The organism is Kluyvera sichuanensis (assembly GCF_040930405.1).
GTDB classification, from domain to species: domain Bacteria; phylum Pseudomonadota; class Gammaproteobacteria; order Enterobacterales; family Enterobacteriaceae; genus Kluyvera; species Kluyvera sichuanensis.
Genome location: NZ_CP162271.1, coordinates 2,751,208 through 2,774,968, shown reverse-complemented (window position 1 = coordinate 2,774,968; position 23,761 = coordinate 2,751,208). Strand labels below are relative to the sequence as shown.

Genomic DNA, 23,761 nt, shown 5'->3' with positions numbered 1-23,761 from the left:
CGGCGTACTGGCTTACACCAAATCCGTCATCAACACCTTCGACCGGCGCTGATAGTTATACAGCAGCTTCTTACTCTCCGGCAGCAGTTCCACGTCCACCGGCTTAAAGCCGCGTTCCTGGAACCAGTGAATACTGCGCGTCGTCAGCACAAACAGGTGGTTAAGCCCCATCTGCTTCGCCTGGGTGGCAATCCGCTGCAGTAACACTTCACCACGTGAGGAGCTGCGGTAATCCGGATGCACCGCCACGCAGGCCATTTCGCCAATTTTCTCTTCCGGGAAAGGATAGAGCGCGGCGCAGGCAATGGTGGTGTTATCACGCTGAATAATCGTGAATTTGTCGATCTCCATCTCCAGCTGTTCGCGGGAGCGGCGCACCAGAATACCCTGCTGCTCGAGCGGCGCAATCAGGTCAAGAATACCGCCAATATCGTTGATGGTCGCCCGGCGAATTTGCTCGGAGCTCTCCATCACAATCTGCGTACCGATACCGTCGCGGGAGAACAGCTCCTGCAACAGCGTGCCGTCTTCCTGATAGCTAATAAGGTGGCTGCGGCGCACGCCGCTACGGCAGGCTTTGACCGCACCGCGCAGGAAACGGGCGGTGCCGGAAAGGTAGTCGCCCTCTTTTTCCAGCTCTTCAATACGCGCCTGAGCTTCGTTCGGGAACAGCTCAGAGATAATGTCGCCCGCTTCGTTAAATACGCCCTGAGAGGAGCAGAAGCCGATCATCTTCTCGGCCTTCAGCTTAATCGCCAGTTGGGTGGCAATCTCTTCCGACGTCAGGTTAAAGCTTTCGCCGGTAACTGAAACGGCCACCGGTCCCATCAGCACGATAGCGCCGCTGTCGAGCTGGCGATGAATCGCTTCTTCATCGATACGACGAATGCGTCCGCTGTGGCAGTAGTCGATGCCGTCATCGACGCCCAGCGGCTGAGCGATGATAAAGTTACCGCTGACCACGTTGATATGCGCACCCTGTAACGGGGTGTTGTTCAGGCTCATCGACAGGCGGGCGGTAATATCCAACTGCAGCAGGCCCGCGGCCTGTTTCACCAGCTCAAGGGTTTTCGTATCCGTGACGCGGATATGTTTGTGATAGGTTGGCTCATGGTGATGCTCGGCCAGATTCGCATCGATCTGTGGGCGCGCGCCATAGACCAGCACCAGACGAATGCCTAAACTGTGCAGCAGGCCAATATCGTTGACGATGCTGGAAAAGTTTTCATGCTCAATGGCTTCGCCGCCAAGCATGATGACAAACGTCTTCCCCCGGTGGGCGTTAATATAGGGGACGGTATGACGAAACCCCTCTACCAGTTCGGTTCTACGTTCCTTCACCACGGCACAACCCTCAATGCATGATTATTCGTAATTACTGTATTTTTATTCTGTTTTCGGCGGAAACGCAAGCCAGAATTTGCTTAAACATTGGAAAACCTCCGGCCAAATTTCGCTGATCCAACGAATGTTTACCCTTTTATAGATGACAGTTTATGCGGCTTTGGTTAAAGTTTTCGGTCAATCGTATTATGCGAATTCTTTGTTTCTCTTTTTTTACCTGGGATGGAGCATGTCGGGAAGTCAGTCTTTGAGCCGTCGTCGCCTGCTACAAGGTGCCGGTGCCATGTGGTTGTTAAGCGTGAGTCAGGTCGGGTTAGCTGCCGTCAGTCAGGTGGTGGCGGTGCGCATATGGCCTGCGTCCAGCTACACGCGCGTAACGGTGGAGTCCAGCCGTGAGCTCAAGTATCGACAGTTTGCGTTGAGCAATCCTGACCGTCTGGTGGTCGACCTCGAAGGGGTGAACCTGAACTCGGTGCTGAAAGGCATGGGGGCGCAGATCCGCAGCGATGACCCGTTCATTAAATCCGCACGCGTAGGGCAGTTCGATCCGCAAACGGTGCGCATGGTGTTTGAGCTGAAGCAGGACGTGAAGCCGCAGTTGTTCGCCCTTGCGCCAGTGGCAGAGTTTAAAGAACGCCTGGTGATGGATCTCTACCCAGCCAGCAGCACCGAACAGCAGGATCCGCTGCTGGCGCTGCTCGAGGACTATAACAAGGGCGACCTCGAAAAGCAGGTGCCGCCGTCGCAAAGTGGCCCGCAGCCGGGCAAGGCTGGGCGCGACCGTCCGATTGTTATCATGCTTGACCCCGGCCACGGCGGCGAAGACTCCGGCGCAGTGGGTAAATACAAAACGCGGGAAAAAGACGTGGTGCTACAAATCGCCCGTCGCCTGCGTGCGCTGATTGAAAAAGAAGGCAACATGAAAGCCTACATGACGCGCAACGAAGATATTTTTATTCCGTTGAAGGTGCGGGTGGCGAAAGCGCAGAAACAGCGTGCCGACCTGTTCGTCTCTATTCACGCGGATGCGTTCACCAGCCGCCAGCCGAGCGGCTCATCGGTCTTTGCCCTGTCGACCAAAGGGGCCACCAGTACCGCGGCGAAATACCTCGCCCAGACCCAGAACGCCTCGGACTTAATCGGTGGTGTGAGCAAGAGCGGCGACCGCTACGTCGACCACACTATGTTCGATATGGTGCAGTCGCTAACCATCGCCGACAGCCTGAAGTTTGGTAAAGCGGTGCTCAAAAAGCTGGGGCAGGTGAACGACCTGCATAAAAATCAGGTGGAGCAGGCTGGCTTCGCGGTACTGAAAGCGCCGGATATTCCATCGATCCTCGTCGAAACGGCGTTTATCAGTAACGTTGAAGAGGAGCGCAAGCTCAAGACCGCCACTTTCCAGCAGGAAGTCGCTGAATCTATTCTCGCCGGGATCAAAGCCTACTTTGCCGACGGCGCAACGCTGGCGCGGCGCGGGTAACCGGCGATGTCACGGCTGAAAAGCGCCCACGGCGGCAACACGCGCGAGGCGGCGGCGCTGATGGGCCTGCGCGCCGACCAGTTGCTGGACTTCAGCGCCAATATCAATCCGCTGGGCATGCCCGAAAGCCTGAAGCAGGCGATCGTTGCCCAGCTTTCCTGCGCCGAGCGCTACCCGGACGTTGACTACCAGCAGTTGCATCAGGCGTTGGCGTCGCACCACGGCGTGCCTGCGGCGTGGTGTCTGGCGGGCAACGGCGAAACTGAATCTATTTTCACCCTCGTGCATGGTCTGAAGCCTAAGCGGGCGATGGTGGTTGCTCCGGGCTTTGCTGAGTACCGCCGGGCGCTGGAAACCATCGACTGCGCTATTGACACTTTTGCGCTTCGCGAAGAGGACGGCTGGCAGCTAACCTCACGTTTGCTTGATGCACTCACCCCCGAGGTGGACTGCCTGTTTCTCTGCACGCCGAATAACCCGACCGGGTTGCTGCCGGAACGTGCGCTGCTGCTGACGGTGGCCGAACGCTGTCGGGCGCTGAATATTGCGCTGATTCTCGACGAAGCCTTTATCGATTTTATTCCCGGCGAGCAGGGATTTATTCCGCTGCTCGCGCAAAACCCGCATATCTGGGTGCTGCGCTCGCTGACCAAGTTTTACGCCATCCCCGGCCTGCGTTTGGGCTATTTGCTTAACAGCGACGAACGGGCGGTGGCGCGGCTGCGTCAACATCAGATGCCGTGGTCGATCAACGCTTTTGCGGCGCTTGCCGGAGAAATCGTGCTGAACGACCATGAGTATCAACAGACCACATGGCGTTGGCTTGATACGGAAGGGGCGCGATTTTATCGGGCGCTGGAGAGTATTCCGGGGCTGAAGGCTTATCCGGGCAGGGCCAACTATCTGTTCCTGCGCTGTGAACGCACGGAGATTGAACTGCAGTATGCGCTGCTGCAGCGTAGGATTTTAATCCGCAGCTGCGCCAACTATCCGGGGTTGGACGGGCGCTATTTCCGCGTGGCGATTCGCAGCGAGGCGGAAAACCAGCAGCTGCTGGACGCGCTGCATCAGGTGCTGGGCTGAACCCCGCCCGCCACCGCTTTTAGCAGGTGCTGCTGCGGCCAGATTTCAGCGAGCCCGCTTTGCACCAGCGACCATTTCACATACTCCACATCGTGACGACAGCGGTCGAGCATCAGCCCGACCACGCTGCCGCTATGGGCCACGTTCAGGCCGTATAATCCGCAGGACTCTACAATCTCTAAAAGCACGTCAAAGCCCGGCTTAGGTAACAGCGTCTGGCTGGCGATGGCGCTGAGCGTCGCGGCTTCTCCCATCAGGCTGGCGCTGTTGCTGTCGCAGGCGGCCTGCACCTTTTCCCAGGCCCACTGCAGCGTGCTGGCGCTGGCCGTGAGCGCGGCCTCGCGCGGCAGACGGTGATAGTCGGCGGTACGCAGCATTAGCGGGCTTTCCAGGATCAGCAGATCGAAATCAGGCGCAGGCGCGCAGGCAATCTGCGTGCGGGCATGATGGTGGTCGAACAGCGTCAGCGCGCGGAACAGGGTGCTGTCCGTTGGCTCAAGCGAGACGCAGAGCGAAGCGAGTTCGGATTCGCTGAGTGAATGGCCCAGATGCATCGCGGTGGCTACGGCGGTCGCGGCAATGTCGGCGGTGCTGCTCGCCATCCCTTTGGCAATCGGCAGCGTCGAGTCCACTTCAATGCGCAGCGTCTGGCTCAGGGCGAGGGGATAATTCCAGTGGGCAAGCAGGGTATTGACCATGCGGCGCGTCAGCGGGCGTTCATCAGGGCGCGGCGTTCCCCGGCGCACTTCCACCGTGCTGAACCAGTCAATTGGGCAGGAGACCAGCTTTTCACTGCCCAGAATCCAGCCCTGAATCAGCTCTCCGCAGGAGCCCGGACAGCGCGCAACGCTCATGATTTCCCTTGCCTTGTGGTTCCAAATATAACTACCGTAAATAAATATACCGGTATTGTCGCAGCGCAACGAAATCATTTTACCGGGGCGCTAGAGTAACCTGCTTTTATTTTATGCGGGCCATCGTGTCGGCATAAATCTGCAATCAACAGGTTTGGCATGTTATGTGCCAGGGAAGGAGGTGTAAACCCTCCGCAGCCCCCGCTGCTGTGATGCTGACGACCCCGTAATGACCACTGATCGACCGATCGGGAAGGCCGGGTGAGGATGACGCTAAGCCAGAAGACCTGCCTGTTGATTTATTTCAACAGCTTCGGTGGGAAGCGGGTTGCTTTGCGTCGCACGGTCGTCAGGCCGGGCGAGCGCGCGGCTATACCCAAAATCCACCCTGAACAGGGTTAGGGTATGGCAGCCAGACAGCATGCATTCATTCTCGCCGGCACCGGTAGCGGCTGTGGGAAAACCACGGTGACGCTCGGCCTGCTGACGCTGCTTGAGCAGCGTGGCCTGCGGGTTCAGCCCTATAAAGTAGGGCCGGACTACCTCGATACCGGCTGGCACACCGCGCTGTGTGGCGTTGCCTCCCGCAACCTTGACGCTTTCATGTTGCCCCCCTCCATCCTTAATGCGCTGTTCAGCGAACATATGCAGCAGGCCGATATCGCCGTGATTGAAGGCGTTATGGGGCTGTACGACGGCTACGGCACCGACCCCAACTACTGCAGCAGCGCGGCGATGGCCAAGCAGCTAGGCTGCCCGGTGATTTTGCTGGTCGATGGCAAAGCGGTCTCCACCTCCATTGCCGCCACGGTGATGGGCTTCCAGCACTTCGACCCGAGCCTCAATATTGCGGGCGTTATCGTTAATCGCGTCAACAGCGAGAGTCATTTCCAGCTGTTGAAAAGCGCCATCGAACGCTACTGCGCGCTGCCGGTGCTGGGCTACGTGCCGCGTGCAGAAGGCGTGGCGCTGCCCGAACGTCATCTGGGGCTGGTGACCGCCCGTGAATCTGCGATTGATAAGCAACCATGGCAGGATTTTGCCGCAACACTATCGCGTACGCTGGATATCGACAGGCTGCTGGCTCTCACTGAACTGAGCGCGCTGCCCGCTGGTCAGTGGCCGCCGGAGCCGCTTTGCGGTGAGGGGCTGACCCTTGCGCTTGCCGACGATGAAGCCTTCAACTTTTACTACCCCGACAATCTGGCACTGCTGGCGCGCGCTGGCGTGAAGATTGTGCGTTTTAGCCCGTTGCATGATGCGGCTCTGCCCGAATGCCAGATGATCTGGCTCGGCGGCGGCTACCCGGAACTGCACGCCCAGGCGCTCGCAGGCAACAGGCCGATGCTGGCGCAACTGCGCGCCGCGCACGCGCGCGGCGTGGCGATTTACGCCGAATGCGGCGGCCTGATGTACCTTGGCACTACGCTGGAAGATAAAAACGGTGATATCCACGCGATGGCCGATATTCTGCCCGGCCACAGCAAAATGGGTACCCGACTGACCCGCTTTGGCTACTGCGAAGCGCAGGCGCTGCAGCAGACGCTGCTTGCTGCTCCCGGCGATGTACTGCGCGGCCACGAATTCCACTATTCCGATTTCACCGCGCACACGCCGGCGGTGATGGCGTGCCACAAAACCCGCGATGGCGCGGTGCTCCAGCAGTGGTCCGGCGGCTGGCAGCGCGGGAATACCTTTGCCAGCTATCTGCACCTGCATTTCGCCCAGAACCCGTCGATGCTTAACCACTGGTTTGCCGCCGCAAGGAGCGCCCAATGACGCTGCTGGCCTGGTGTCTGGCATGGGTGCTTGATTTCATTATTGGCGACCCACAACGCTGGCCGCATCCGGTGCGCTGGATAGGCAACCTGATTAACGCCGTGCAACGCGCGGTGCGTCGGGTTTGTCATTCCGACCTTGCGCTGCGCATTGGCGGTGGGGTGATGTGGCTGGTGGTGGTAGGGCTGACCTACGCCGTTTCCTGGGGCGTGCTGCACCTCGCCGCGCGCGTGCATCCGTGGCTGGGCTGGGGCGTTGAGGTATGGATGATTTTCACCGTGCTGGCCGGGCGCTGCCTCGCGCAGTCGGCGCAGGCGGTCGAACGCCCGCTGCGGGCTGGCGATCTCTCTGAGAGCCGCATTAAGTTGTCGTGGATTGTCGGGCGCGATACATCGCAGCTACAGCCGGAACAGATCAACCGCGCGGTGGTGGAGACGGTGGCGGAAAACACCGTCGACGGCATTATCGCGCCGCTCTTCTTCCTGCTGCTCGGCGGTGCGCCGCTGGCGATGGCCTACAAAGCGGTCAACACCCTCGACTCAATGGTGGGCTACAAGCACGAAAAATACCGGGCCATTGGCATGGTGAGCGCACGCCTCGACGATGTGGCGAACTTTATTCCCGCTCGCCTGAGCTGGCTGCTGATTGGCCTGGCCGCCTTTCTCTGTCGCGATAACGGCGCGCGTGCGCTGCGTATCGGCTGGCGCGACCGTAAAAATCACAGCAGCCCCAACTGCGCCTGGTCGGAAGCGGCCGTCGCCGGGGCACTGGGCATTCGCCTTGGCGGCCCGAACGACTATTTTGGCGAGCGGGTGAATAAGCCGTGGATTGGCGACGAACATCGCCCGATTGCCATTGATGATATTTTCCGAACGATTCGACTGATGTGGGTAGCGTCAACGCTTGCCCTGCTGCTGTTTATGGCAGTCAGGTTCTGGCTTGTCGGCGCGGCCTGAGGAGTACTGCATGAACTATATCCAGCAACCGCAAGCGATTGAGAGCAAGAGCTTCGAGATAATCAGCGAGATTATCGCCGACACGCGCCCGGAGTATCGTTTTGCCAGTCCGCTGCACGAAGCGATTATCAAACGGGTGATCCACACCACCGCCGACTTCGAGTGGCTGGATATTCTGTGGTTCTCGCCGGATGCATTAACCCGCCTGTGCGACGCGCTGAGCCGCCCGTGCACGCTTTACACCGACACCACCATGGCGCTCTCCGGCATTAATAAAAATCTGCTGGCGACCTTCGGCGGCGAATGCCGTTGCTATATCAGCGACCCGCGCGTAGTGCGCGAGGCCAAAGCACAGGGCATTACCCGCTCGATGGCGGCGGTGGATATTGCGGCGAAAGAAGAGGGCGACAAAGTGTTTGTCTTTGGCAACGCGCCGACCGCACTGTTCCGTCTGATGGAGCATCAAGAGCTGGACGTTGGCGGAGTGATTGGCGTGCCGGTTGGCTTCGTCGGCGCGGCGGAATCCAAAGAGGCGCTGAGCAAAAGCAGCCTGCCGGGCATTGCCGCGCTGGGGCGTAAAGGCGGCAGCAACGTCGCGGCGGCGATCGTCAACGCCATTCTCTACCACCTGCAGGGGGCGCGATGAGCGAACCCGCCTTCGACGCCCCGGTGTGGCATAACGGCAAAGCGCTGCGCAAAGGCTACACCACCGGCTCCAGCGCTACGGCGGCGGCGAAAGTGGCCGCGCTGATGGTGATGCGCCAGCACCTGATTCACCAGGTTTCGATTGTCACGCCGTCGGGCGTGACGCTGAACCTGAACGTTGAATCACCGCACGTCGAAGGCCAACAGGGTATTGCCGCCATCCGCAAAGACGGCGGCGATGATATCGACGCCACCCACGGGATGCTGATTTTCGCCCGCGTGACCGTCAACGACAGCGGTGAAATTACCCTGCGCGGCGGCGAGGGTGTGGGCACCGTCACCCGTAAAGGCATCGGGCTGCCCATCGGCAGCGCAGCGATTAATCGCACCCCGCGACACACCATTGAAACCGCCGTCCGTGAGGCGATTGGCCCGGCGCGCGGCGCCGAGGTGGAGATTTTTGCCCCGGAAGGGGAAGAGCGGGCGAAGAAAACCTATAACGCGCGGCTGGGCATTCTGGGCGGCATCTCGATTATCGGCACCACCGGCATCGTGACGCCGATGTCGGAAGAGAGCTGGAAACGATCGCTGGCGCTGGAGCTGGAGATGAAGCGCGCCGCTGGGCTGGAACGCGTGGTGCTGGTGCCGGGCAACCACGGGGAGCGTTTCGTACGCGAGCAGATGGGCATTGACTCGCAGGTGGTGGTCACCATGAGCAACTTCGTCGGCTACATGATTGAAGAGTCGGTGCGCCTTGGCTTCCGCCAGATTGTGCTGATTGGCCACCCCGGCAAGCTGGTTAAAATCGCTGCCGGAATTTTCCACACCCACAGCCATATCGCCGACGGACGCATGGAGACGCTGGTAGCCCATCTGGCGCTGCTCGGCGCGCCGCTTGAGCTGCTCACGCTGGTGAGCGAGTGCGACACCACTGAAGCCGCTATGGAGCATATCGATGCTTACGGCTTCCAGAAAATTTACAACCACCTTGCCGAACGCATCTGCCAGCGCGTGCTGGAGCGGCTGCGCTTCACGCAAAACCCACCCATCTGCGATGCCATCATGTTTGCCTTTGATAACCAGATCCTCGGCAGCAACCGCCCGATCAACGAGATCATCAAGGACATGCAATGTTAACCGTCGTCGGAATGGGCCCAGCGGGCGTGCAGCTGATGACACCGCTGGCCGCAGATGCGGTGAAACATGCCGATGCGCTGGTCGGCGGCGTACGTCATCTGGCGCAGTTTCCTGCGTTTGGCGGCGAACGCTGCCCGCTGGGGGCCAACATTGCCCAGGTGCTGGCGTGGATTGAGGAACGGCAGGCGCAAAACGTGGTGGTGCTGGCCTCCGGCGACCCGCTGTTTTACGGCATCGGTACCCGGCTTATCGCCCACTTTGGCCGTGAAAACGTGCGGGTGATCCCCGGTGTCAGCGCCGTGCAGTACCTGTGCGCGCAGGCGGGCATTGATATGAACGACATGTGGCTGACCAGCAGCCACGGGCGTGAGGTGGACTTCGACATGCTGGCGAGCCATCGCAAAGTGGCGATGGTCACCGATAAACGCTGCGGCCCGAAAGCCATCGCCGAGGCGCTGATGGCACGCGGCAAAGGGCATCGCTGGATGGTGATTGGCGAGAACCTGGCGCAGGACAATGAACGTATCCACTGGCTGCCGGTCAGCGCCGTGGAGAGCGACTATGAGATGAACACGGTGGTGATCCTCGATGAAAGATGAGCTGTTTTTACGCGGCGAAAAGGTGCCGATGACCAAAGAGGCGGTACGCGCGCTGGCGCTGGCCAAACTGGAGCTGCACCGGGCCAGCCACCTGATTGATATCGGGGCCGGCACCGGCAGCGTCTCGATTGAGGCGGCGCTGCAAAATCCCACGCTTGCCGTCACCGCCGTTGAGCGCAACCCGGCCGCGCTGCGCCTGTTGGCGGAAAACTGCGAACGCTTTGCCTGCGGCAATATCAACGTGGTGGCGGGTGAAGCGCCTGACGTTATCGTCGAGCCTGCCGACGCCATTTTTATGGGCGGCAGCGGCGGCCATCTGCGGGCGCTGATTGACTGGTCGCTGCATCATCTTCGCCCCGGTGGACGGCTGGTGATGACCTTTATTTTGCAGGAGAACCTGCATGAGGCGCTGGACCACCTGCGCCAGGCAAAGGTCGCGGCGCTGGACTGTCAGCAGCTGAGCGTTTCCGCCATGACCGCGCTTGGCAGCGGCCACTACTTCAAACCGAATAATCCCGTTTTTGTTATCGCCTGTCAGAAGGAAGAACATCATGGCTGAAGCCTTTGACCCCCGTAGCGTCTGGTTTGTGGGCGCTGGCCCCGGTGACCGGGAGCTGATCACCCTGAAAGGCTATCGCCTGCTGCAACAGGCGCAGGTGGTGATTTACGCCGGTTCGCTGATTAACCCCGAGCTGCTGAGCTACTGCCCGGCAGAGGCCGAGTGCCACGACAGCGCCGAGCTGCACCTTGAGCAAATCCTCGACCTGATGGAAGCGGGCGTGAAGGCTGGGAAAACGGTGGTGCGCCTGCAAACCGGCGACGTGTCGCTGTACGGATCGGTGCGTGAGCAGGGCGAAGAGCTGACCCGTCGCGGCATTGACTGGCAGGTGGTGCCGGGCGTGAGCGCGTTTCTCGGCGCGGCGGCGGAACTGGGCGTCGAGTATACGGTGCCGGAAGTGTCGCAGAGCCTCATTATCACTCGTCTCGAAGGGCGCACCCCGGTGCCGGAGCGCGAGCAACTGGAGTCCTTTGCCCAGCATCGTACCTCGATGGCGATTTACCTCTCCGTGCAGCGCATCAACAAAGTCGCCGAGCGGCTGATTGACGGCGGCTACCCGGCAACCACGCCGGTGGCAGTGATTTACAAGGCCACCTGGCCCGAGAGCCAGACCGTACGCGGCACGCTGACGGATATCGCCGACAAAGTGCGCGACGCCGACATCCGCAAAACGGCGCTGATTCTGGTCGGCGACTTCCTCGGCGAGGAGTACCACTACTCGCGCCTCTACGACGCTGATTTTAGCCATGAATACCGCAAAGCCTGAGCGCATTGCGCTGTTCTGCCTGACCCCCGGCGGCGTGGCGCTGGCAAAACGGCTTAGCGCAGTGCTGCCGATGGCCTGCTACACCCGCGAAGGGCTGGTAGAGCCGGGATTTCTGCCGTTTGACGGTAGCTTTGCTGCCAGCGTTGGTCAGGCGTTTCATCGCGATACGGCGCTGATTTTTATCGGCGCAACCGGGATTGCGGTGCGCACGCTTGCGCCGCTGCTGGTGGATAAATTCCACGACCCGGCGGTGGTGGTGATTGATGAGCGCGGCCAGCACGTTATCAGCCTGCTCTCCGGGCATATCGGCGGGGCGAATAACCTCGCCCGGCATCTGGCGGGCATTCTCGGCGTTGACCCGGTTATCACCACCGCGACCGACGTCAACGACGTGGCGGCGCTGGATACGCTGGCCTGCCAGCTCAATGCGCGGATGCACGATTTCCGCTCGGCGGTGAAAACCGTCAACCAGATGCTGGTCAGCCAGCAGCGCGTTGGCCTGTGGTGGGACGAGCCGCTGACGGAGGCGGTGAGCCGCTGCGACCGTCGCGGGTTTATCACCGTGACCGACCTTAACGCGCTCCCGCCGTTGGACGCGCTGGTGTGCATCACTTTGCGCGATACGCTGCCGGCGCTGCCATTGCCGCACTGGAAGCTGGTGCCACGGCGCATCGTGGCGGGCATTGGCTGTCGCCGTGGAACGCCCTGCGCGTTGATAAGCGAACTGCTCCATCGCCAGCTTGCCGCGCATCACCTCGACCCGTTGGCGCTGAAAGCCATCGGCAGCATCGTCGTGAAGCAGGATGAACTGGGGCTGATACAGCTGGCGAGCAACCTCGATGTGCCGTTCGACATTTTTAGCGTGGCCGCCCTGTGCGAACACGAACACCGTTTTCCCTCCTCGCTGTTTGTGAAGCAGACGGTCGGGGTGGGCAGCGTTTCTGGTCCGTCAGCGTGGCGGATGAGTAACGGAAATCTATTAGGCGAGACCCTGCGTGAACAGGGCATCACCATTACCTTGGGAGTAACAGACAGATGTTAAGCGTAATCGGAATCGGCCCTGGCTCGCAGGCCATGATGACCATGGAAGCCGTCGAGGCGCTGCAAGCGGCGGAAATCGTCGTGGGCTACAAAACCTATACCCATCTGGTGAAGGCTTTTACCGGCGACAAGCAGGTGATCAAAACCGGCATGTGCAAAGAGATCGAACGCTGCCAGGCGGCGATTGAGCTGGCGCAGGCGGGGCACAATGTGGCGCTGATCAGCAGCGGTGACGCGGGCATCTACGGCATGGCGGGGCTGGTGCTGGAGCTGGTGAGCAAACAGAAGCTGGACGTGGAAGTGCGCCTGATCCCAGGCATGACCGCCAGCATTGCCGCAGCCTCGCTGCTGGGCGCGCCGCTGATGCACGACTTCTGCCATATCAGCCTGAGCGACCTGCTCACCCCGTGGCCGGTAATTGAGAAACGCATTATCGCCGCCGGGGAAGCCGACTTTGTTATCTGCTTCTATAACCCGCGCAGCCGGGGCCGTGAAGGGCATCTGGCGCGCGCTTTTGAACTGCTCTCCGCCGTCAAAAGCGCCGATACGCCAGTGGGCGTGGTGAAGTCCGCCGGGCGTAAAAAGCAGGAAAAATGGCTGACGACCCTCGGCGCGATGGATTTTGAACCGGTGGATATGACCAGCCTGGTTATCGTCGGCAACAAAACCACCTACGTGCAGGATGACCTGATGATCACACCGCGAGGCTACGTGCTGTGAGTTTTGGCGACGTGCTGGTGGTCGGCGGCACCAGCGATGCACGCGCGCTTTGCCTGCAGCTGGATGCCGCGCAGGTGCGCTATACCGTATCGGTGGCCACACCCACGGGTGAGGCCCTGGCGGGCGATATTCAGGGGCAAGTGCGCTGCGGGCGTCTGGAAAGGTCGGAAATGGTGGCCTGGCTTCACGAGCACGGTACGCGCTGGGTGATTGACGCTTCTCATCCTTACGCCGAAGCGGTCAGCCGCAACGTGCTGGATGCGTGCACCGAGGCGGGCGTACTGCTGAGCCGCTACCAGCGCCCGGATCAGCAGGGCGCACTGACGCACCCGCTGCTGCACTACGTCACCAGCATTGATGAAGCCTGTGAGCGGATTAAACCGCTGGGCCAGCGGGTGCTGCTGACCACCGGCAGCAAAGATCTGGCGCTGTGGCGCGCTGGGCTGCCGGAGAAAACGCTGCTGGCCCGCGTGCTGCCGGTGCCGAACGTGGTGCAGCAGTGCACCGACCTCGGCTTTGGTGTGGGCGAAATTTTTGCCATCTGCGCGCCGTTCAGCGCCGAGTTTAACGCCGCGTTTTACCGCCATTGCCGCGCCGATGTGGTGGTGACCAAAGCCTCCGGCGCGGAAGGCGGCTATCTGGAAAAGGTGCAGCCCTGCCTGGATGCGGGGCTTCCCTGTATCGTGATTACCCGCCCGGCACCGCTAGTGTCCGGCGATGAACTACTGGAAAGTCAGTCCGCCTTCGCCGAGCGCTTAGCGCGCTGGCAGGCCGACGACAAAAGGAATCAAGCATGAAAAAAGCCCTATTGGTGGTGAGCTTCGGCACCAGCTACCACGATACCTGCGAGAAGAATATTGTTGCCTGCGAACGCGAGCTGGCGGCCAGTTGCCCCGACCGCGACCTGTTCCGCGCCTTTACCTCTGGCATGATCATCCGCAAGCTGAAAACGCGCGACGGCATTGAAACCGATACGCCGCTGGAAGCACTGCAAAAGCTCGCGGATCTCGGATACGAAGACGTAGCGGTGCAGTCGCTGCACATCATCAACGGCGACGAATATGAAAAAATTGCCCGCGAAGTGCAGAGCCTGCGCCCGCGGTTTAAACGCCTGACGCTTGGCACGCCGCTGCTGAGCGGCCACGACGACTATGTGCGTCTGATGGGCGCGCTGACTCAACAAATGCCCGCGCTGAACGCCAACGAAAAGGTGGTGTTTATGGGCCACGGTGCCAGCCACCATGCCTTTGCCGCCTACGCCTGCCTTGACCATATGATGACCGCCCAGCGCTTCCCGGCGCGAGTCGGCGCGGTGGAGAGTTACCCGGAAGTGGAGGTGCTGATTGAGAGCATGAGCAAAGAGGGCGTCAGCGCCGTCCACCTGATGCCGCTGATGCTGGTCGCGGGCGATCACGCCATCAACGACATGGCTTCCGACGAAGAGGACTCGTGGAAAACGCTGTTTAACGCCGCGGGCATTCCGGCCACGCCGTGGCTGTGCGGGCTGGGCGAAAACCCGGTGGTGCGCGCCATGTTCGTTGAACATCTGCAGCAGTCTCTGGAGGCAGCATGAGCGGCAAACTGTACGCCCTAAGCACCGGTCCGGGTGCGTCGGACCTGATTACCGTTCGCGCGGCGCGCATTCTGGGCTCGCTGGATATTCTTTACGCCCCGGCAGGGCGCAAGGGGGGCGACAGCCTGGCGCTCTCCATCGTGCGTGAATACCTCGGTGAACAGACCGAGGTACGCTGCTGCCACTTCCCGATGAGCGCCGACAGCGCCGAAAAAGAGGCGGTGTGGGACGACGTTTCGGCGGCGCTGGTGCGTGAAGTGGAAGCCGGGAAAAACGTCGGCTTTATCACCCTCGGCGATGCCATGCTGTTCAGCACCTGGGTGTTTTTACTCCAGCGCATCGGCAGCCCGGAGTGGCTGGAGATTGTCCCCGGCGTGACCTCGTTTGCCGCCATTGCCGCCCGCAGCAAAACGCCGCTGGCGATGGAGCAGCAGTCGCTGGCGGTGGTGGCCTGTACCGCGCCGGAAGACGAGATTGAACGCGCGCTGGCACAGCACGACAGTCTGGTGCTGATGAAAGTCTACGGCCGCTTCCCGCGCATCAAAGCGCTGCTGGCAAAAGCAGGTTTATTGGATAACGCGCTGTTGATGGCCGAGGCGACGCTGCCCGGCGAGCAGTGCTGGCGGCAGTTAGGCGAGGTCGCTGACGACCTGCCGCTGCCGTATTTCTCCACCATTCTGGTGAATAAACAGTGGGAGCAAGGACAATGAAACTGGAACAACAGCTGAAGCGACTGTCGCTCAGCGGATTCGCGGCGGCGGTACTGCTGCTGGTGGTGCCACAAGAAGCCTTTGCGATGCACATCATGGAAGGGTTCCTGCCGCCGATGTGGGCGCTGGCCTGGTGGCTGCTGTTTTTACCGTGCCTGTGGTACGGGCTGGTGCGCCTGCGTCGCATCGTGCAGGAGGACAGCAACCAGAAGGTGCTGCTGGCGCTGTGCGGGGCGTTTATCTTCGTACTCTCGGCGCTGAAAATCCCCTCGGTTACCGGCAGCTGCTCGCACCCAACCGGCGTGGGGCTGGCGGTTATCCTATTCGGGCCGGGCGTGGTGGCCATTCTCGGCGCTATCGTGCTGCTGTTCCAGGCGCTGCTGCTGGCGCACGGTGGCCTGACGACGCTCGGCGCTAATGGTATGTCGATGGCGGTAATTGGGCCAATCGTCGGCTATCTGGTGTGGAAAATGGCCTGCAAGGCCGGGTTTCGCCGCGATGTTTCGGTGTTCCTGTGCGCGATGCTGGCGGATCTGGCGACCTATTTTGTCACCTCACTCCAGCTTGGCGTGGCCTTCCCGGATCCGCAGACGGGCTTTGTGGGATCGAGCCTGAAATTTATGGGGATCTTCTGCCTGACTCAGGTTCCAATCGCCATTGCCGAAGGTCTGCTGACGGTGATGATCTACGACCAGTTAACCAAGCGACAGCTGATCGCCACTGAGGGACGCTAAGATGAAAAAGACATTAATCCTGCTGGCGATGGTGATTGCGCTGGTTATCCTGCCGTTCTTTATCAACCACGGTGGCGAATACGGCGGCTCTGACGATCAGGCTGAAGGGGTGATTACCGCCGTCGATCCTGGCTATGAGCCGTGGTTCCACCCGCTGTATGAACCGGCGAGCGGCGAAATTGAGAGCCTGCTGTTTACCCTGCAAGGCTCCCTCGGCGCGGCGGTGATCTTCTATATTCTTGGCTACTACAAGGGCCGCCAGCGCCATGATGACCGGGCTTGATCGGCTGAGCTATCAGAGCCGCTGGTTTCACGTCGCCCCAGAGCGTAAGTTTCTGCTCTGGCTGCTGATGATGGTGCTGGCCTTTAGCCTGCCGCCGCTGGGGCAGGCGCTGCTGATGGCGCTGACGGCGGGCTTTACCTGCTGGCTGCTGCGCATCTCGCTGTGGCGCTGGCTCCGCTGGATGGCGCTGCCGCTGGGTTTTCTGCTGGTGGGGGTGGTGACGATTATCTTTAGCGTCAGCCGCGACCCGCACGCGCTGCTGGTCAGCGTGCCGCTGGGGTCGTTCTCGCTCGGCATTACCGCCGCCGGGTTTGCGACCGCCAACGAGACCTTCTGGCGCAGCCTGGCGGCATTGTCCGCGACCTTCTGGCTGGTGCTGAACCTGCCGTTCCCGCAGCTTATCGTGCTGCTCAAGCGCGGCCGTGTGCCGCGCCTGCTGATCGAGCAGATCCTGCTGACCTGGCGCTTTATCTTTATCCTGCTGGACGAGGCGATGGCGATTCACCGGGCGCAGACGCTGCGCTTTGGTTATCGTAACGTCCGTCTGGGCTATCGCTCGCTGGCGATGCTGGTGAGCCTGCTGTTTACGCGTGTGTTAATCCGCTATCAGCAGATGAGTACCGTGCTGGATATCAAACTGTATCAGGGTGATTTTCACCTCTAAGGAACGCCATGCTGGCTACCACTGACCTCTGGTTTCGCTACCAGCAGGAACCGACGCTTAAAGGGCTGACGCTGGACTTCTCGCGCCAGGCCGTCACCGGCCTCGTTGGGGCCAACGGCTGCGGGAAATCGACGCTGTTTATGAATCTCAGCGGGCTTTTGCGCCCGCAGCAGGGCGCGGTGCTGTGGCAAGGCAAGCCGCTGGACTACAGCAAGCGCGGGCTGCTGGCGCTGCGCCAGCAGGTAGCGACCGTATTTCAGGACCCGGACCAGCAGATTTTCTACACCGATATTGATAGCGATATCGCTTTCAGCTTGCGTAATCTCGGCGTGGCGGAGGATGAGATTGCTCGCCGGGTAGACGATGCGCTGACGCTGGTCGATGCCCAGCACTTCCGTCAGCAGCCGATTCAGTGTCTGAGCCATGGGCAGAAAAAGCGGGTGGCGATTGCCAGCGCGCTGGTATTGCAGGCGCGCTACTTGCTGCTGGACGAACCGACCGCCGGGCTGGACCCCTCCGGGCGCGCGCAGATGATTGAAATCATCAAGCGCATCGTGGCACAGGGCAATCATGTGGTGATTTCCAGCCACGATATTGATTTAATTTATGAAGTCAGCGACGCGGTGTACGTGCTGCGCCACGGCGAAGTGCTGGCCGAGGGGGAGCCGGGCGAGGTGTTTGCCCGTACCGCGCTGATTGAACAGGCGGGGCTGAGCCAGCCGTGGCTGGTGAAGCTGCATGCGGAGCTGGGGCTGCCGCTGTGTAAAACTGAGGCGGAGTTTTTCCGTCAAATGCGTGAACGAGGAAATCGATGACCCAGGCCATAATGCTGCAAGGTACCGCCTCTGATGTTGGCAAAAGTATGCTGGTGGCGGGGCTGTGCCGGATCTTCTATCAGGATGGCCTGCACACCGCGCCGTTTAAGTCGCAGAATATGGCGCTCAACTCCGGTATTACGCCGGACGGCAAAGAGATGGGGCGCGCGCAGATTTTTCAGGCCGAAGCGGCGGGCATCGCGCCAGACGTGCGGATGAACCCGATTCTGCTCAAGCCAACCAGCGACCGCAAAGCGCAGATTGTGCTGATGGGCGAGGTGGCAACCAGCATGGATGCCGTCAGCTATCACGATTACAAGCCGCGGTTGCGTGAGCAGATCATGGCGGTTTACCAGAGTCTGGCGAGCGAGTTTGACGTGCTGGTTCTGGAAGGGGCGGGCAGCCCGGCAGAAATTAACCTGCGCGACCGCGATATCGTCAATATGGGCATGGCCGAGATGGCGCAGTGCCCGGTGATTCTGATAGCCGACATCGATCGCGGCGGCGTGTTTGCCTCTATCTACGGCACCCTGGCGCTGCTGCATGAGCACGAAAGGGCGCGGGTGAAAGGGGTGATTATCAATAAGTTTCGCGGTGATGTTTCGCTGCTGCACTCCGGCATTGAACAGATTGAAGCGCTGACTAACGTGCCGGTATTGGGCGTGATGCCGTGGCTGGACGTTGACCTGGAAGACGAGGACGGCGTGGCGCTGCAAAAGGGCAAATACCGTCATACCGGAGCCTATGAGATTGACGTGGCGGTGGTACAGCTGCCGCATATCTCCAACTTTACCGACTTCAACGCGCTGGCGGCCCAGCCGGACGTGCGGGTGCGCTACGTGCGGCATGCGGAAGATTTGTCCGGCGCAGACCTGATTATCCTGCCTGGCAGTAAAAATACCCTTGGTGACCTGCTTTGGCTTCAGGATAGCGGTCTGGCGCACGGGATTTTACTGGCGCAGCGTCAGGGCGTGCCGGTGCTGGGGATCTGCGGCGGCTATCAAATGCTTGGCGATACGCTTACCGATGACGTCGAATCGGGGTTGGGGACCTTGCCCGGCCTGGGACTGCTGAACGTGGTGACGCGTTTTGCGCCGACGAAAACCACCACTCAGGCGACGGCGACGCTTAGCGATGCGCTGCCGGGCTGGCTGGCGCCGGTGTCGGGTTTGACGCTGCGTGGCTATGAGATTCATATGGGTGAGACTACGCCGTCAGGCACGGGCTGTGCGTTGATGCAGCTCTGCAAAAACGGCCAGTACAGCGCTGACGGCGCGGTCAGTGAGGACGGATTGGTTTTCGGTACGTATCTTCACGGCCTGTTTGATAGCGACGAATTTACCCGTACGCTGGTCAACGGCCTGCGTGGGCGTAAAGGGCTGGCGGCGCTGGATAATGATTTTCACTATGCGCGTTATAAGACGCAGCAGTTTGATATTCTGGCAGCATCAATGCGTCAGCATATTGATATCGAAAAGATTTATACGATTATGCGCGAGCATCAAGAAGCGTAGTGTGCGGGAATGCGCCATTCGAAAGGGTGGCGCAGAGTAGCCGGAAGGCTGAATGACAGGCAAAAAAAAACACCCATATGGGTGTCATTTTAATTGGTTGCGGGGGCCGGATTTGAACCGACGACCTTCGGGTTATGAGCCCGACGAGCTACCAGGCTGCTCCACCCCGCGTCCGTCTTTACTCTTCATCGAGTAAACTTGCATCAGATTTTAATTGGTTGCGGGGGCCGGATTTGAACCGACGACCTTCGGGTTATGAGCCCGACGAGCTACCAGGCTGCTCCACCCCGCGTCCGTCATTACTCTTCCATCGAGTAACGTTACTGCTTCTGATTTTAATTGGTTGCGGGGGCCAGATTTGAACTGACGACCTTCGGGTTATGAGCCCGACGAGCTACCAGGCTGCTCCACCCCGCGTCCGTGGATGCGCACTATACTCTGCTCAGCATTTGTTGCAACCATTTTTGCGGCAAATCACTCATTTTTTTATAAGTTGTACGGATACGACGCAATTTGCGCTTTTTTTGTGCGAATTGGTTACCGTGGGTCGCGTTCGCATTTCAATACCCCTGGGGGTTTGTTATCTTCACCGGGCACTTTCGACTATGCGGAACACAAAATACCATGAAAGGACGTTGGGCCAAATATGTGGCAACGGGCGCACTGCTGGCAATGCTAGCCGCCTGTTCGTCAAAACCGACCGATCGCGGTCAACAGTATAAAGACGGGAAACTCACCCAGCCTTTCTCACTCGTGAATCAACCTGATGCCGTCGGCGCGCCAATTAACGCGGGTGACTTTGCGCAGCAGTTAAATGAGATTCGTAACGCCTCTCCGCGCCTTTACGGCAACCAGAGCAACCTTTATAGCGCCGTGCAGCAGTGGCTGCTGGCCGGTGGCGATACCCGCACCATGCGCCAGTACGGCATTGATGCCTGGCAGATGGAAGGGACCGACAACTACGGCAACGTACAGTTTACCGGTTACTACACCCCGGTTGTCCAGGCGCGCCATACGCGTCAGGGCGAATTCCAGTACCCGATCTACCGCATGCCACCTAAACGCGGCAAGCTGCCGTCCCGTGCCAGCATTTATGCCGGTGGGCTGAGCGATGACTACATACTGGCCTACAGTAATTCGCTGATGGATAACTTCATCATGGATGTGCAGGGCAGCGGTTATATTGATTTCGGTGATGGTTCTCCGCTGAACTTCTTTAGCTACGCGGGCAAAAACGGCTGGGCGTATAAAAGCATCGGTAAGGTGCTGATCGACCGTGGTGAAGTTAAGCGTGAAGATATGTCGATGCAGGCGATCCGCCACTGGGGTGAAACCCACAGCGAAGCGGAAGTCCGCGAACTGCTCGAGCAAAACCCCTCATTCGTCTTCTTTAAACCGCAGTCGTTTGCCCCGGTGAAAGGCGCTAGCGCCGTACCGTTGATTGGCCGCGCCTCCGTCGCGTCTGACCGCAGCATTATTCCGCCGGGCACGACGCTGCTGGCTGAAGTGCCGCAGCTCGACAATAACGGTAAGTTTAACGGTCAGTACGAGCTGCGCCTGATGGTGGCGCTGGATGTTGGCGGCGCGATTAAGGGCCAGCACTTCGACATCTACCAGGGCATCGGCCCGGATGCCGGGCATCGCGCAGGCTGGTATAATCACTACGGCCGCGTATGGGTGCTGAAAACAGCGTCCAACGGCGGGAATGTGTTTAGCGGTTAAGTCTTGTAGCCCGGCCGAGCAACGCGACGCCGGGAATGCTCGATATCAATGAATTTGAGGTTTTATGTCTGTGGTTATCAGTGACGCCTGGCGCCAGCGTTTTGGCGGCACGGCACGTTTGTACGGTGAAAAAGCGCTGCAGGTTTTTGCTGATGCGCACGTGTGCGTGGTCGGTATCGGCGGCGTGGGTAGCTGGGCGGCGGAAGCGCTGGCGCGTACCGGCATTGGTGCGATCACGCTTATCGATATGGATGACGTCTGCGTCACCAACACCAACCGTCAGATTCACGCCCTTGGCGGTAACGTCGGGCTGGCGAAAGCGGAAGTGATGGCCGAGCGTATCCGGCAGATTAACCCCGAGTGTTGCGTCACCGTGGTGGACGATTTCGTCACGCCGGATAACGTCGCTGAGTACATGGGAGCGGGCTACAGCTACGTGGTGGATGCTATCGACAGCATTCGCCCGAAAGCGGCGCTGATTGCCTACTGTCGTCGTTATAAGGTACCGCTGATTACCACCGGCGGCGCGGGCGGGCAGATTGACCCGACGCAGATTCAGGTGAGTGACCTCGCGAAAACCATTCAGGACCCGCTGGCGGCGAAGCTGCGCGAGCGGCTGAAAAGCGATTTTGGCGTGGTGAAGAACAGCAAAGGCAAGCTCGGCGTAGACTGTGTCTTCTCAACCGAAGCGCTGGTGTACCCGCAGGCGGACGGTTCAGTCTGTGCGATGAAAAGCACGGCGGAAGGGCCGAAGCGCATGGACTGCGCCGCCGGGTTTGGCGCAGCGACCATGGTCACCGCCACCTTTGGCTTCGTAGCGGTTTCCCATGCGCTGAAGAAAATGCTCGCGAAGGCGGAGCGTCAGGCCAGCGCCTGACGCGCGGCTTCCATCATCGCCTCACTTAGGGCCGTCAGGCCCTGAGTGCGTGAGGCGCTGAGTTGACCGCGCAGCCCCAGTTCATCGAACAGGTTGAGCGGATCGTCTGCCAGAATCTCTGCCGGCTGTTTGCCTTCCGCCGCCGTCAGCAGCACGGCCAGCAGGCCGCGTACAATCCTACCTTCGCTATCGCCAAAGAAGTGCAGCGCACCGTCTGGCGTCTGAGTGTAGCCCAGCCAGACGCGGTTTTCGCAGCCGGGGATCTCGCGCGCCTGCGCTTTAAGTTCGTCCGACAGCGCTGGAAGCTTTTTCCCTAACAGGATCAGCTGGCGATATTTCTCTTCCCACTGCGATAGCGCCGCAAACTGCTGGCGCAACGTCTCAGGCGTTACGCTGGTGCCGAACGGATGTTCAGCGAGTAAAGGCATCGTCATTAATCCACCAGAAGTTCGAGCGCACGATCGACGGCGCTGACCAGCGCCTGTACGTCGTCCTGCGTATTGTAAGGGGCAAACGAGGCGCGCAGCGTACCGCTCACGCCCATCGCCGCGAGCAGCGGCTGAGCGCAGTGCTGACCGGCGCGCAGCGCAATGCCGTATTCCGCCAGCAGCGTCACCATATCGCTGTGGTGAACGCCAGCAAAATCAAAGGCCAGCAGGCTGGAGTCCTGGCAGCGGAAGGAGCGAAAGCCCGGTCGTTTTGCCAGTTCCTCTTCCGCAAGCGTCGCCAGACCCCGGCTCCAGGATTCAGCCTGTGCCATGTCAATGTCGGACAGCCACTCCAGCGCCGCGCTCAGGCCAATCACCCCGGCGACGTTTGGCGTACCCGCTTCCAGGCGATAGGGCACCGGCTGCGTGGTGAAGCCATCGAACGTCACCTCGCTTATCATCTTGCCGCCGCCGAGCCATGGGGTCATGGCATCAAGCAGTTCGCTTTTACCATACAGCGCACCGATGCCGGTTGGCCCGTAAAGCTTATGACCGGAGAAGGCGTAGAAGTCGATATCCAGCGCCTGCACGTCCGCCGGGAAGTGGACGGCACCCTGTGCGCCGTCGACCATCACTATCATATTCGCCTGATGGGCGAGGGTGATGGCACGGGCCAGATTCGGGCAGCCTCCGGTGACGTTGGACATCTGCCCCAGCGCCAGAATACGGCTGCGTGGGGTAATCAGCGCAGTTAGCCGTTCAACGTCGGGCAGGCGATCGGCGCCTAGCGGTAGCTGGACGATGTTCGCGCCGGTCTGTTGGGCGACCATCAGCCACGGCACCAGGTTGGCGTGGTGCTCGGCGACGCTGACGATGATCTCATCGCCCGGTTGCAGGCGAGGGCGCGCGTAGCACTGGGCCACCATATTGATGGCTTCGGTGGTTCCACGCGTCCAGACGATATCCTTGCCGCTTGGCGCGTTGAGCCAACCGGCGACCTGGTCGCGGGCGGCCTCATAGCGCGCGGTCAGGCGCTGTGCTTCAGCAAACTGGCTGCGATGAACGTTACCCGCGCTCAGCGAGTAGAAATTTGTTGTCGCCTCGATAACCGCCTGCGGTTTTAACGCGGTGGCGGCGCTATCAAGGTACACCCCGGCATCGTGCAGGGCGGGAAACTGGGCGCGAAAGTGCGCGGGGGAGAAGGCGTTCATGAAATTCCTCATATCAATAAGGAGATCGTCGCGCAATTTTGCCCGGCTTTCAACTTTGACGAGCGGTTCGGGGGAATTTGAGGCAAAAAAAAGCACCGCAAATAGGCGGTGCTACATTAATCACTATGGACAGACAGGGTAAATGTACAGGAAGTGAAAAAGGGTAGCCTTGCTACCGTGATCTGAATTGCAGACCAATTGCAAACACAACAACACAACATCACAACCGTAAGCCAAAAGCCCTTCAGAACACGCATTCCAAAAAAA

25 protein-coding genes, 3 tRNA genes and 1 riboswitch are annotated in these 23,761 nt (G+C 60.2%); of the genes, 21 read left to right on the top strand and 7 right to left on the bottom strand.

Going from position 1 to position 23,761, the window contains the following annotated elements; translation table 11 throughout:
* Positions 1 to 12: 12 nt before the first annotated feature.
* Positions 13 to 1,344, bottom strand: coding sequence for an amino-acid N-acetyltransferase (argA, locus tag AB2B48_RS13475; protein WP_368299388.1), 1,332 nt, complete (start codon positions 1,342 to 1,344; stop codon positions 13 to 15).
* 229 nt (positions 1,345 to 1,573) lie between these two features.
* Between argA and amiC the strand changes: the two genes are divergently transcribed.
* Together amiC and cobD are read left to right on the top strand one after the other, a co-directional pair.
* Positions 1,574 to 2,824 carry an N-acetylmuramoyl-L-alanine amidase AmiC gene (amiC, locus tag AB2B48_RS13470; protein WP_185667962.1) on the top strand — a complete coding sequence of 417 codons (1,251 nt, stop codon included), beginning with the start codon at positions 1,574 to 1,576 and terminating at the stop codon, positions 2,822 to 2,824.
* 6 nt (positions 2,825 to 2,830) lie between these two features.
* Entirely contained in the window at positions 2,831 to 3,907 is a 1,077-nt protein-coding gene (cobD, locus tag AB2B48_RS13465) for a threonine-phosphate decarboxylase CobD (RefSeq protein WP_368299387.1), read from the top strand.
* Here cobD and AB2B48_RS13460 read toward each other — a convergent pair.
* The gene (locus AB2B48_RS13460; protein WP_368299386.1) at positions 3,892 to 4,761 is read right to left on the bottom strand and encodes an L-threonine kinase; all 870 of its coding nucleotides are present in this window, start codon (positions 4,759 to 4,761) and stop codon (positions 3,892 to 3,894) included. The genes cobD and AB2B48_RS13460 overlap by 16 nt on opposite strands.
* A gap of 133 nt (positions 4,762 to 4,894) precedes the next feature.
* Positions 4,895 to 5,071, top strand: a riboswitch (cobalamin riboswitch).
* Between the two features lie 95 nt (positions 5,072 to 5,166).
* Here AB2B48_RS13460 and AB2B48_RS13455 point away from each other — a divergent pair.
* From AB2B48_RS13455 to AB2B48_RS13375, 17 genes are read left to right on the top strand one after another with little or no spacing between them, the layout of a single operon-like run.
* Complete coding sequence (locus AB2B48_RS13455) at positions 5,167 to 6,540, top strand: cobyrinate a,c-diamide synthase (RefSeq protein ID WP_368299385.1); 1,374 nt, start codon at positions 5,167 to 5,169, stop codon at positions 6,538 to 6,540.
* Complete coding sequence (gene cbiB / locus AB2B48_RS13450; RefSeq protein ID WP_368299384.1) at positions 6,537 to 7,496, top strand: adenosylcobinamide-phosphate synthase CbiB; 960 nt, start codon at positions 6,537 to 6,539, stop codon at positions 7,494 to 7,496. The genes AB2B48_RS13455 and cbiB overlap by 4 nt, the downstream gene beginning before the upstream one ends.
* Before the next feature lie 10 nt (positions 7,497 to 7,506).
* Positions 7,507 to 8,142 carry a cobalt-precorrin-8 methylmutase gene (locus tag AB2B48_RS13445; RefSeq protein ID WP_185667967.1) on the top strand — a complete coding sequence of 212 codons (636 nt, stop codon included), beginning with the start codon at positions 7,507 to 7,509 and terminating at the stop codon, positions 8,140 to 8,142.
* Complete coding sequence (gene cbiD / locus AB2B48_RS13440; RefSeq protein ID WP_333011411.1) at positions 8,139 to 9,278, top strand: cobalt-precorrin-5B (C(1))-methyltransferase CbiD; 1,140 nt, start codon at positions 8,139 to 8,141, stop codon at positions 9,276 to 9,278. Before AB2B48_RS13445 ends, cbiD begins: the two co-directional genes overlap by 4 nt.
* A complete protein-coding gene (locus tag AB2B48_RS13435) occupies positions 9,272 to 9,877 on the top strand; it encodes a cobalt-precorrin-7 (C(5))-methyltransferase (protein ID WP_368299383.1) in 606 nt (201 codons plus the stop codon). Before cbiD ends, AB2B48_RS13435 begins: the two co-directional genes overlap by 7 nt.
* Entirely contained in the window at positions 9,867 to 10,436 is a 570-nt protein-coding gene (locus tag AB2B48_RS13430) for a decarboxylating cobalt-precorrin-6B (C(15))-methyltransferase (protein ID WP_368299381.1), read from the top strand. The genes AB2B48_RS13435 and AB2B48_RS13430 overlap by 11 nt, the downstream gene beginning before the upstream one ends.
* A complete protein-coding gene (locus AB2B48_RS13425; protein WP_368299380.1) occupies positions 10,429 to 11,202 on the top strand; it encodes a cobalt-precorrin-4 methyltransferase in 774 nt (257 codons plus the stop codon). The genes AB2B48_RS13430 and AB2B48_RS13425 overlap by 8 nt, the downstream gene beginning before the upstream one ends.
* On the top strand, positions 11,183 to 12,244 hold the full coding sequence (gene cbiG, locus AB2B48_RS13420) for a cobalt-precorrin 5A hydrolase (RefSeq protein WP_368299379.1): 1,062 nt from the start codon (positions 11,183 to 11,185) through the stop codon (positions 12,242 to 12,244). Before AB2B48_RS13425 ends, cbiG begins: the two co-directional genes overlap by 20 nt.
* Entirely contained in the window at positions 12,238 to 12,963 is a 726-nt protein-coding gene (locus tag AB2B48_RS13415) for a precorrin-3B C(17)-methyltransferase (protein ID WP_185667973.1), read from the top strand. The genes cbiG and AB2B48_RS13415 overlap by 7 nt, the downstream gene beginning before the upstream one ends.
* On the top strand, positions 12,960 to 13,760 hold the full coding sequence (locus tag AB2B48_RS13410; RefSeq protein WP_368299378.1) for a cobalt-precorrin-6A reductase: 801 nt from the start codon (positions 12,960 to 12,962) through the stop codon (positions 13,758 to 13,760). The genes AB2B48_RS13415 and AB2B48_RS13410 overlap by 4 nt, the downstream gene beginning before the upstream one ends.
* Entirely contained in the window at positions 13,757 to 14,536 is a 780-nt protein-coding gene (locus AB2B48_RS13405; RefSeq protein WP_185667975.1) for a sirohydrochlorin cobaltochelatase, read from the top strand. Before AB2B48_RS13410 ends, AB2B48_RS13405 begins: the two co-directional genes overlap by 4 nt.
* On the top strand, positions 14,533 to 15,246 hold the full coding sequence (locus tag AB2B48_RS13400; RefSeq protein WP_368299377.1) for a cobalt-factor II C(20)-methyltransferase: 714 nt from the start codon (positions 14,533 to 14,535) through the stop codon (positions 15,244 to 15,246). The genes AB2B48_RS13405 and AB2B48_RS13400 overlap by 4 nt, the downstream gene beginning before the upstream one ends.
* Positions 15,243 to 15,980, top strand: a complete 738-nt coding sequence (gene cbiM, locus AB2B48_RS13395) for a cobalt ECF transporter S component CbiM (protein WP_220439952.1) — start codon at positions 15,243 to 15,245, stop codon at positions 15,978 to 15,980. Before AB2B48_RS13400 ends, cbiM begins: the two co-directional genes overlap by 4 nt.
* A gap of 1 nt (position 15,981) precedes the next feature.
* The gene (locus AB2B48_RS13390) at positions 15,982 to 16,263 is read left to right on the top strand and encodes an energy-coupling factor ABC transporter substrate-binding protein (RefSeq protein ID WP_220439951.1); all 282 of its coding nucleotides are present in this window, start codon (positions 15,982 to 15,984) and stop codon (positions 16,261 to 16,263) included.
* Positions 16,250 to 16,927, top strand: a complete 678-nt coding sequence (locus AB2B48_RS13385; RefSeq protein WP_368301964.1) for an energy-coupling factor ABC transporter transmembrane protein — start codon at positions 16,250 to 16,252, stop codon at positions 16,925 to 16,927. The genes AB2B48_RS13390 and AB2B48_RS13385 overlap by 14 nt, the downstream gene beginning before the upstream one ends.
* Before the next feature lie 8 nt (positions 16,928 to 16,935).
* On the top strand, positions 16,936 to 17,742 hold the full coding sequence (locus AB2B48_RS13380) for an energy-coupling factor ABC transporter ATP-binding protein (protein ID WP_220439950.1): 807 nt from the start codon (positions 16,936 to 16,938) through the stop codon (positions 17,740 to 17,742).
* Positions 17,739 to 19,256: a cobyric acid synthase gene (locus tag AB2B48_RS13375; protein ID WP_368299376.1), complete on the top strand. Its 1,518-nt coding sequence runs from the start codon at positions 17,739 to 17,741 to the stop codon at positions 19,254 to 19,256. Before AB2B48_RS13380 ends, AB2B48_RS13375 begins: the two co-directional genes overlap by 4 nt.
* A 94-nt stretch (positions 19,257 to 19,350) precedes the next feature.
* Here AB2B48_RS13375 and AB2B48_RS13370 read toward each other — a convergent pair.
* From AB2B48_RS13370 to AB2B48_RS13360, 3 genes are all read right to left on the bottom strand, one after another.
* A tRNA-Met gene (locus tag AB2B48_RS13370) sits at positions 19,351 to 19,427 on the bottom strand.
* A gap of 44 nt (positions 19,428 to 19,471) precedes the next feature.
* Positions 19,472 to 19,548, bottom strand: a tRNA-Met gene (locus AB2B48_RS13365).
* A 48-nt stretch (positions 19,549 to 19,596) separates the two neighbouring features.
* A tRNA-Met gene (locus tag AB2B48_RS13360) sits at positions 19,597 to 19,673 on the bottom strand.
* Positions 19,674 to 19,880: 207 nt separating this feature from the next.
* Between AB2B48_RS13360 and mltA the strand changes: the two genes are divergently transcribed.
* A complete protein-coding gene (gene mltA / locus AB2B48_RS13355; protein WP_368299375.1) occupies positions 19,881 to 20,978 on the top strand; it encodes a murein transglycosylase A in 1,098 nt (365 codons plus the stop codon).
* Between the two features lie 64 nt (positions 20,979 to 21,042).
* Entirely contained in the window at positions 21,043 to 21,855 is an 813-nt protein-coding gene (gene tcdA / locus AB2B48_RS13350) for a tRNA cyclic N6-threonylcarbamoyladenosine(37) synthase TcdA (RefSeq protein ID WP_368299374.1), read from the top strand.
* Here the strand turns inward: tcdA and csdE are convergent.
* On the bottom strand, positions 21,840 to 22,289 hold the full coding sequence (gene csdE, locus AB2B48_RS13345) for a cysteine desulfurase sulfur acceptor subunit CsdE (RefSeq protein ID WP_368299373.1): 450 nt from the start codon (positions 22,287 to 22,289) through the stop codon (positions 21,840 to 21,842). The two genes, tcdA and csdE, sit on opposite strands and share 16 nt — an antisense overlap.
* Positions 22,289 to 23,494 (bottom strand): cysteine desulfurase CsdA, encoded by a 1,206-nt coding sequence (csdA, locus tag AB2B48_RS13340; RefSeq protein ID WP_368299372.1) that lies wholly within the window; start codon positions 23,492 to 23,494, stop codon positions 22,289 to 22,291. The genes csdE and csdA overlap by 1 nt, the downstream gene beginning before the upstream one ends.
* Positions 23,495 to 23,761: the final 267 nt, after the last annotated feature.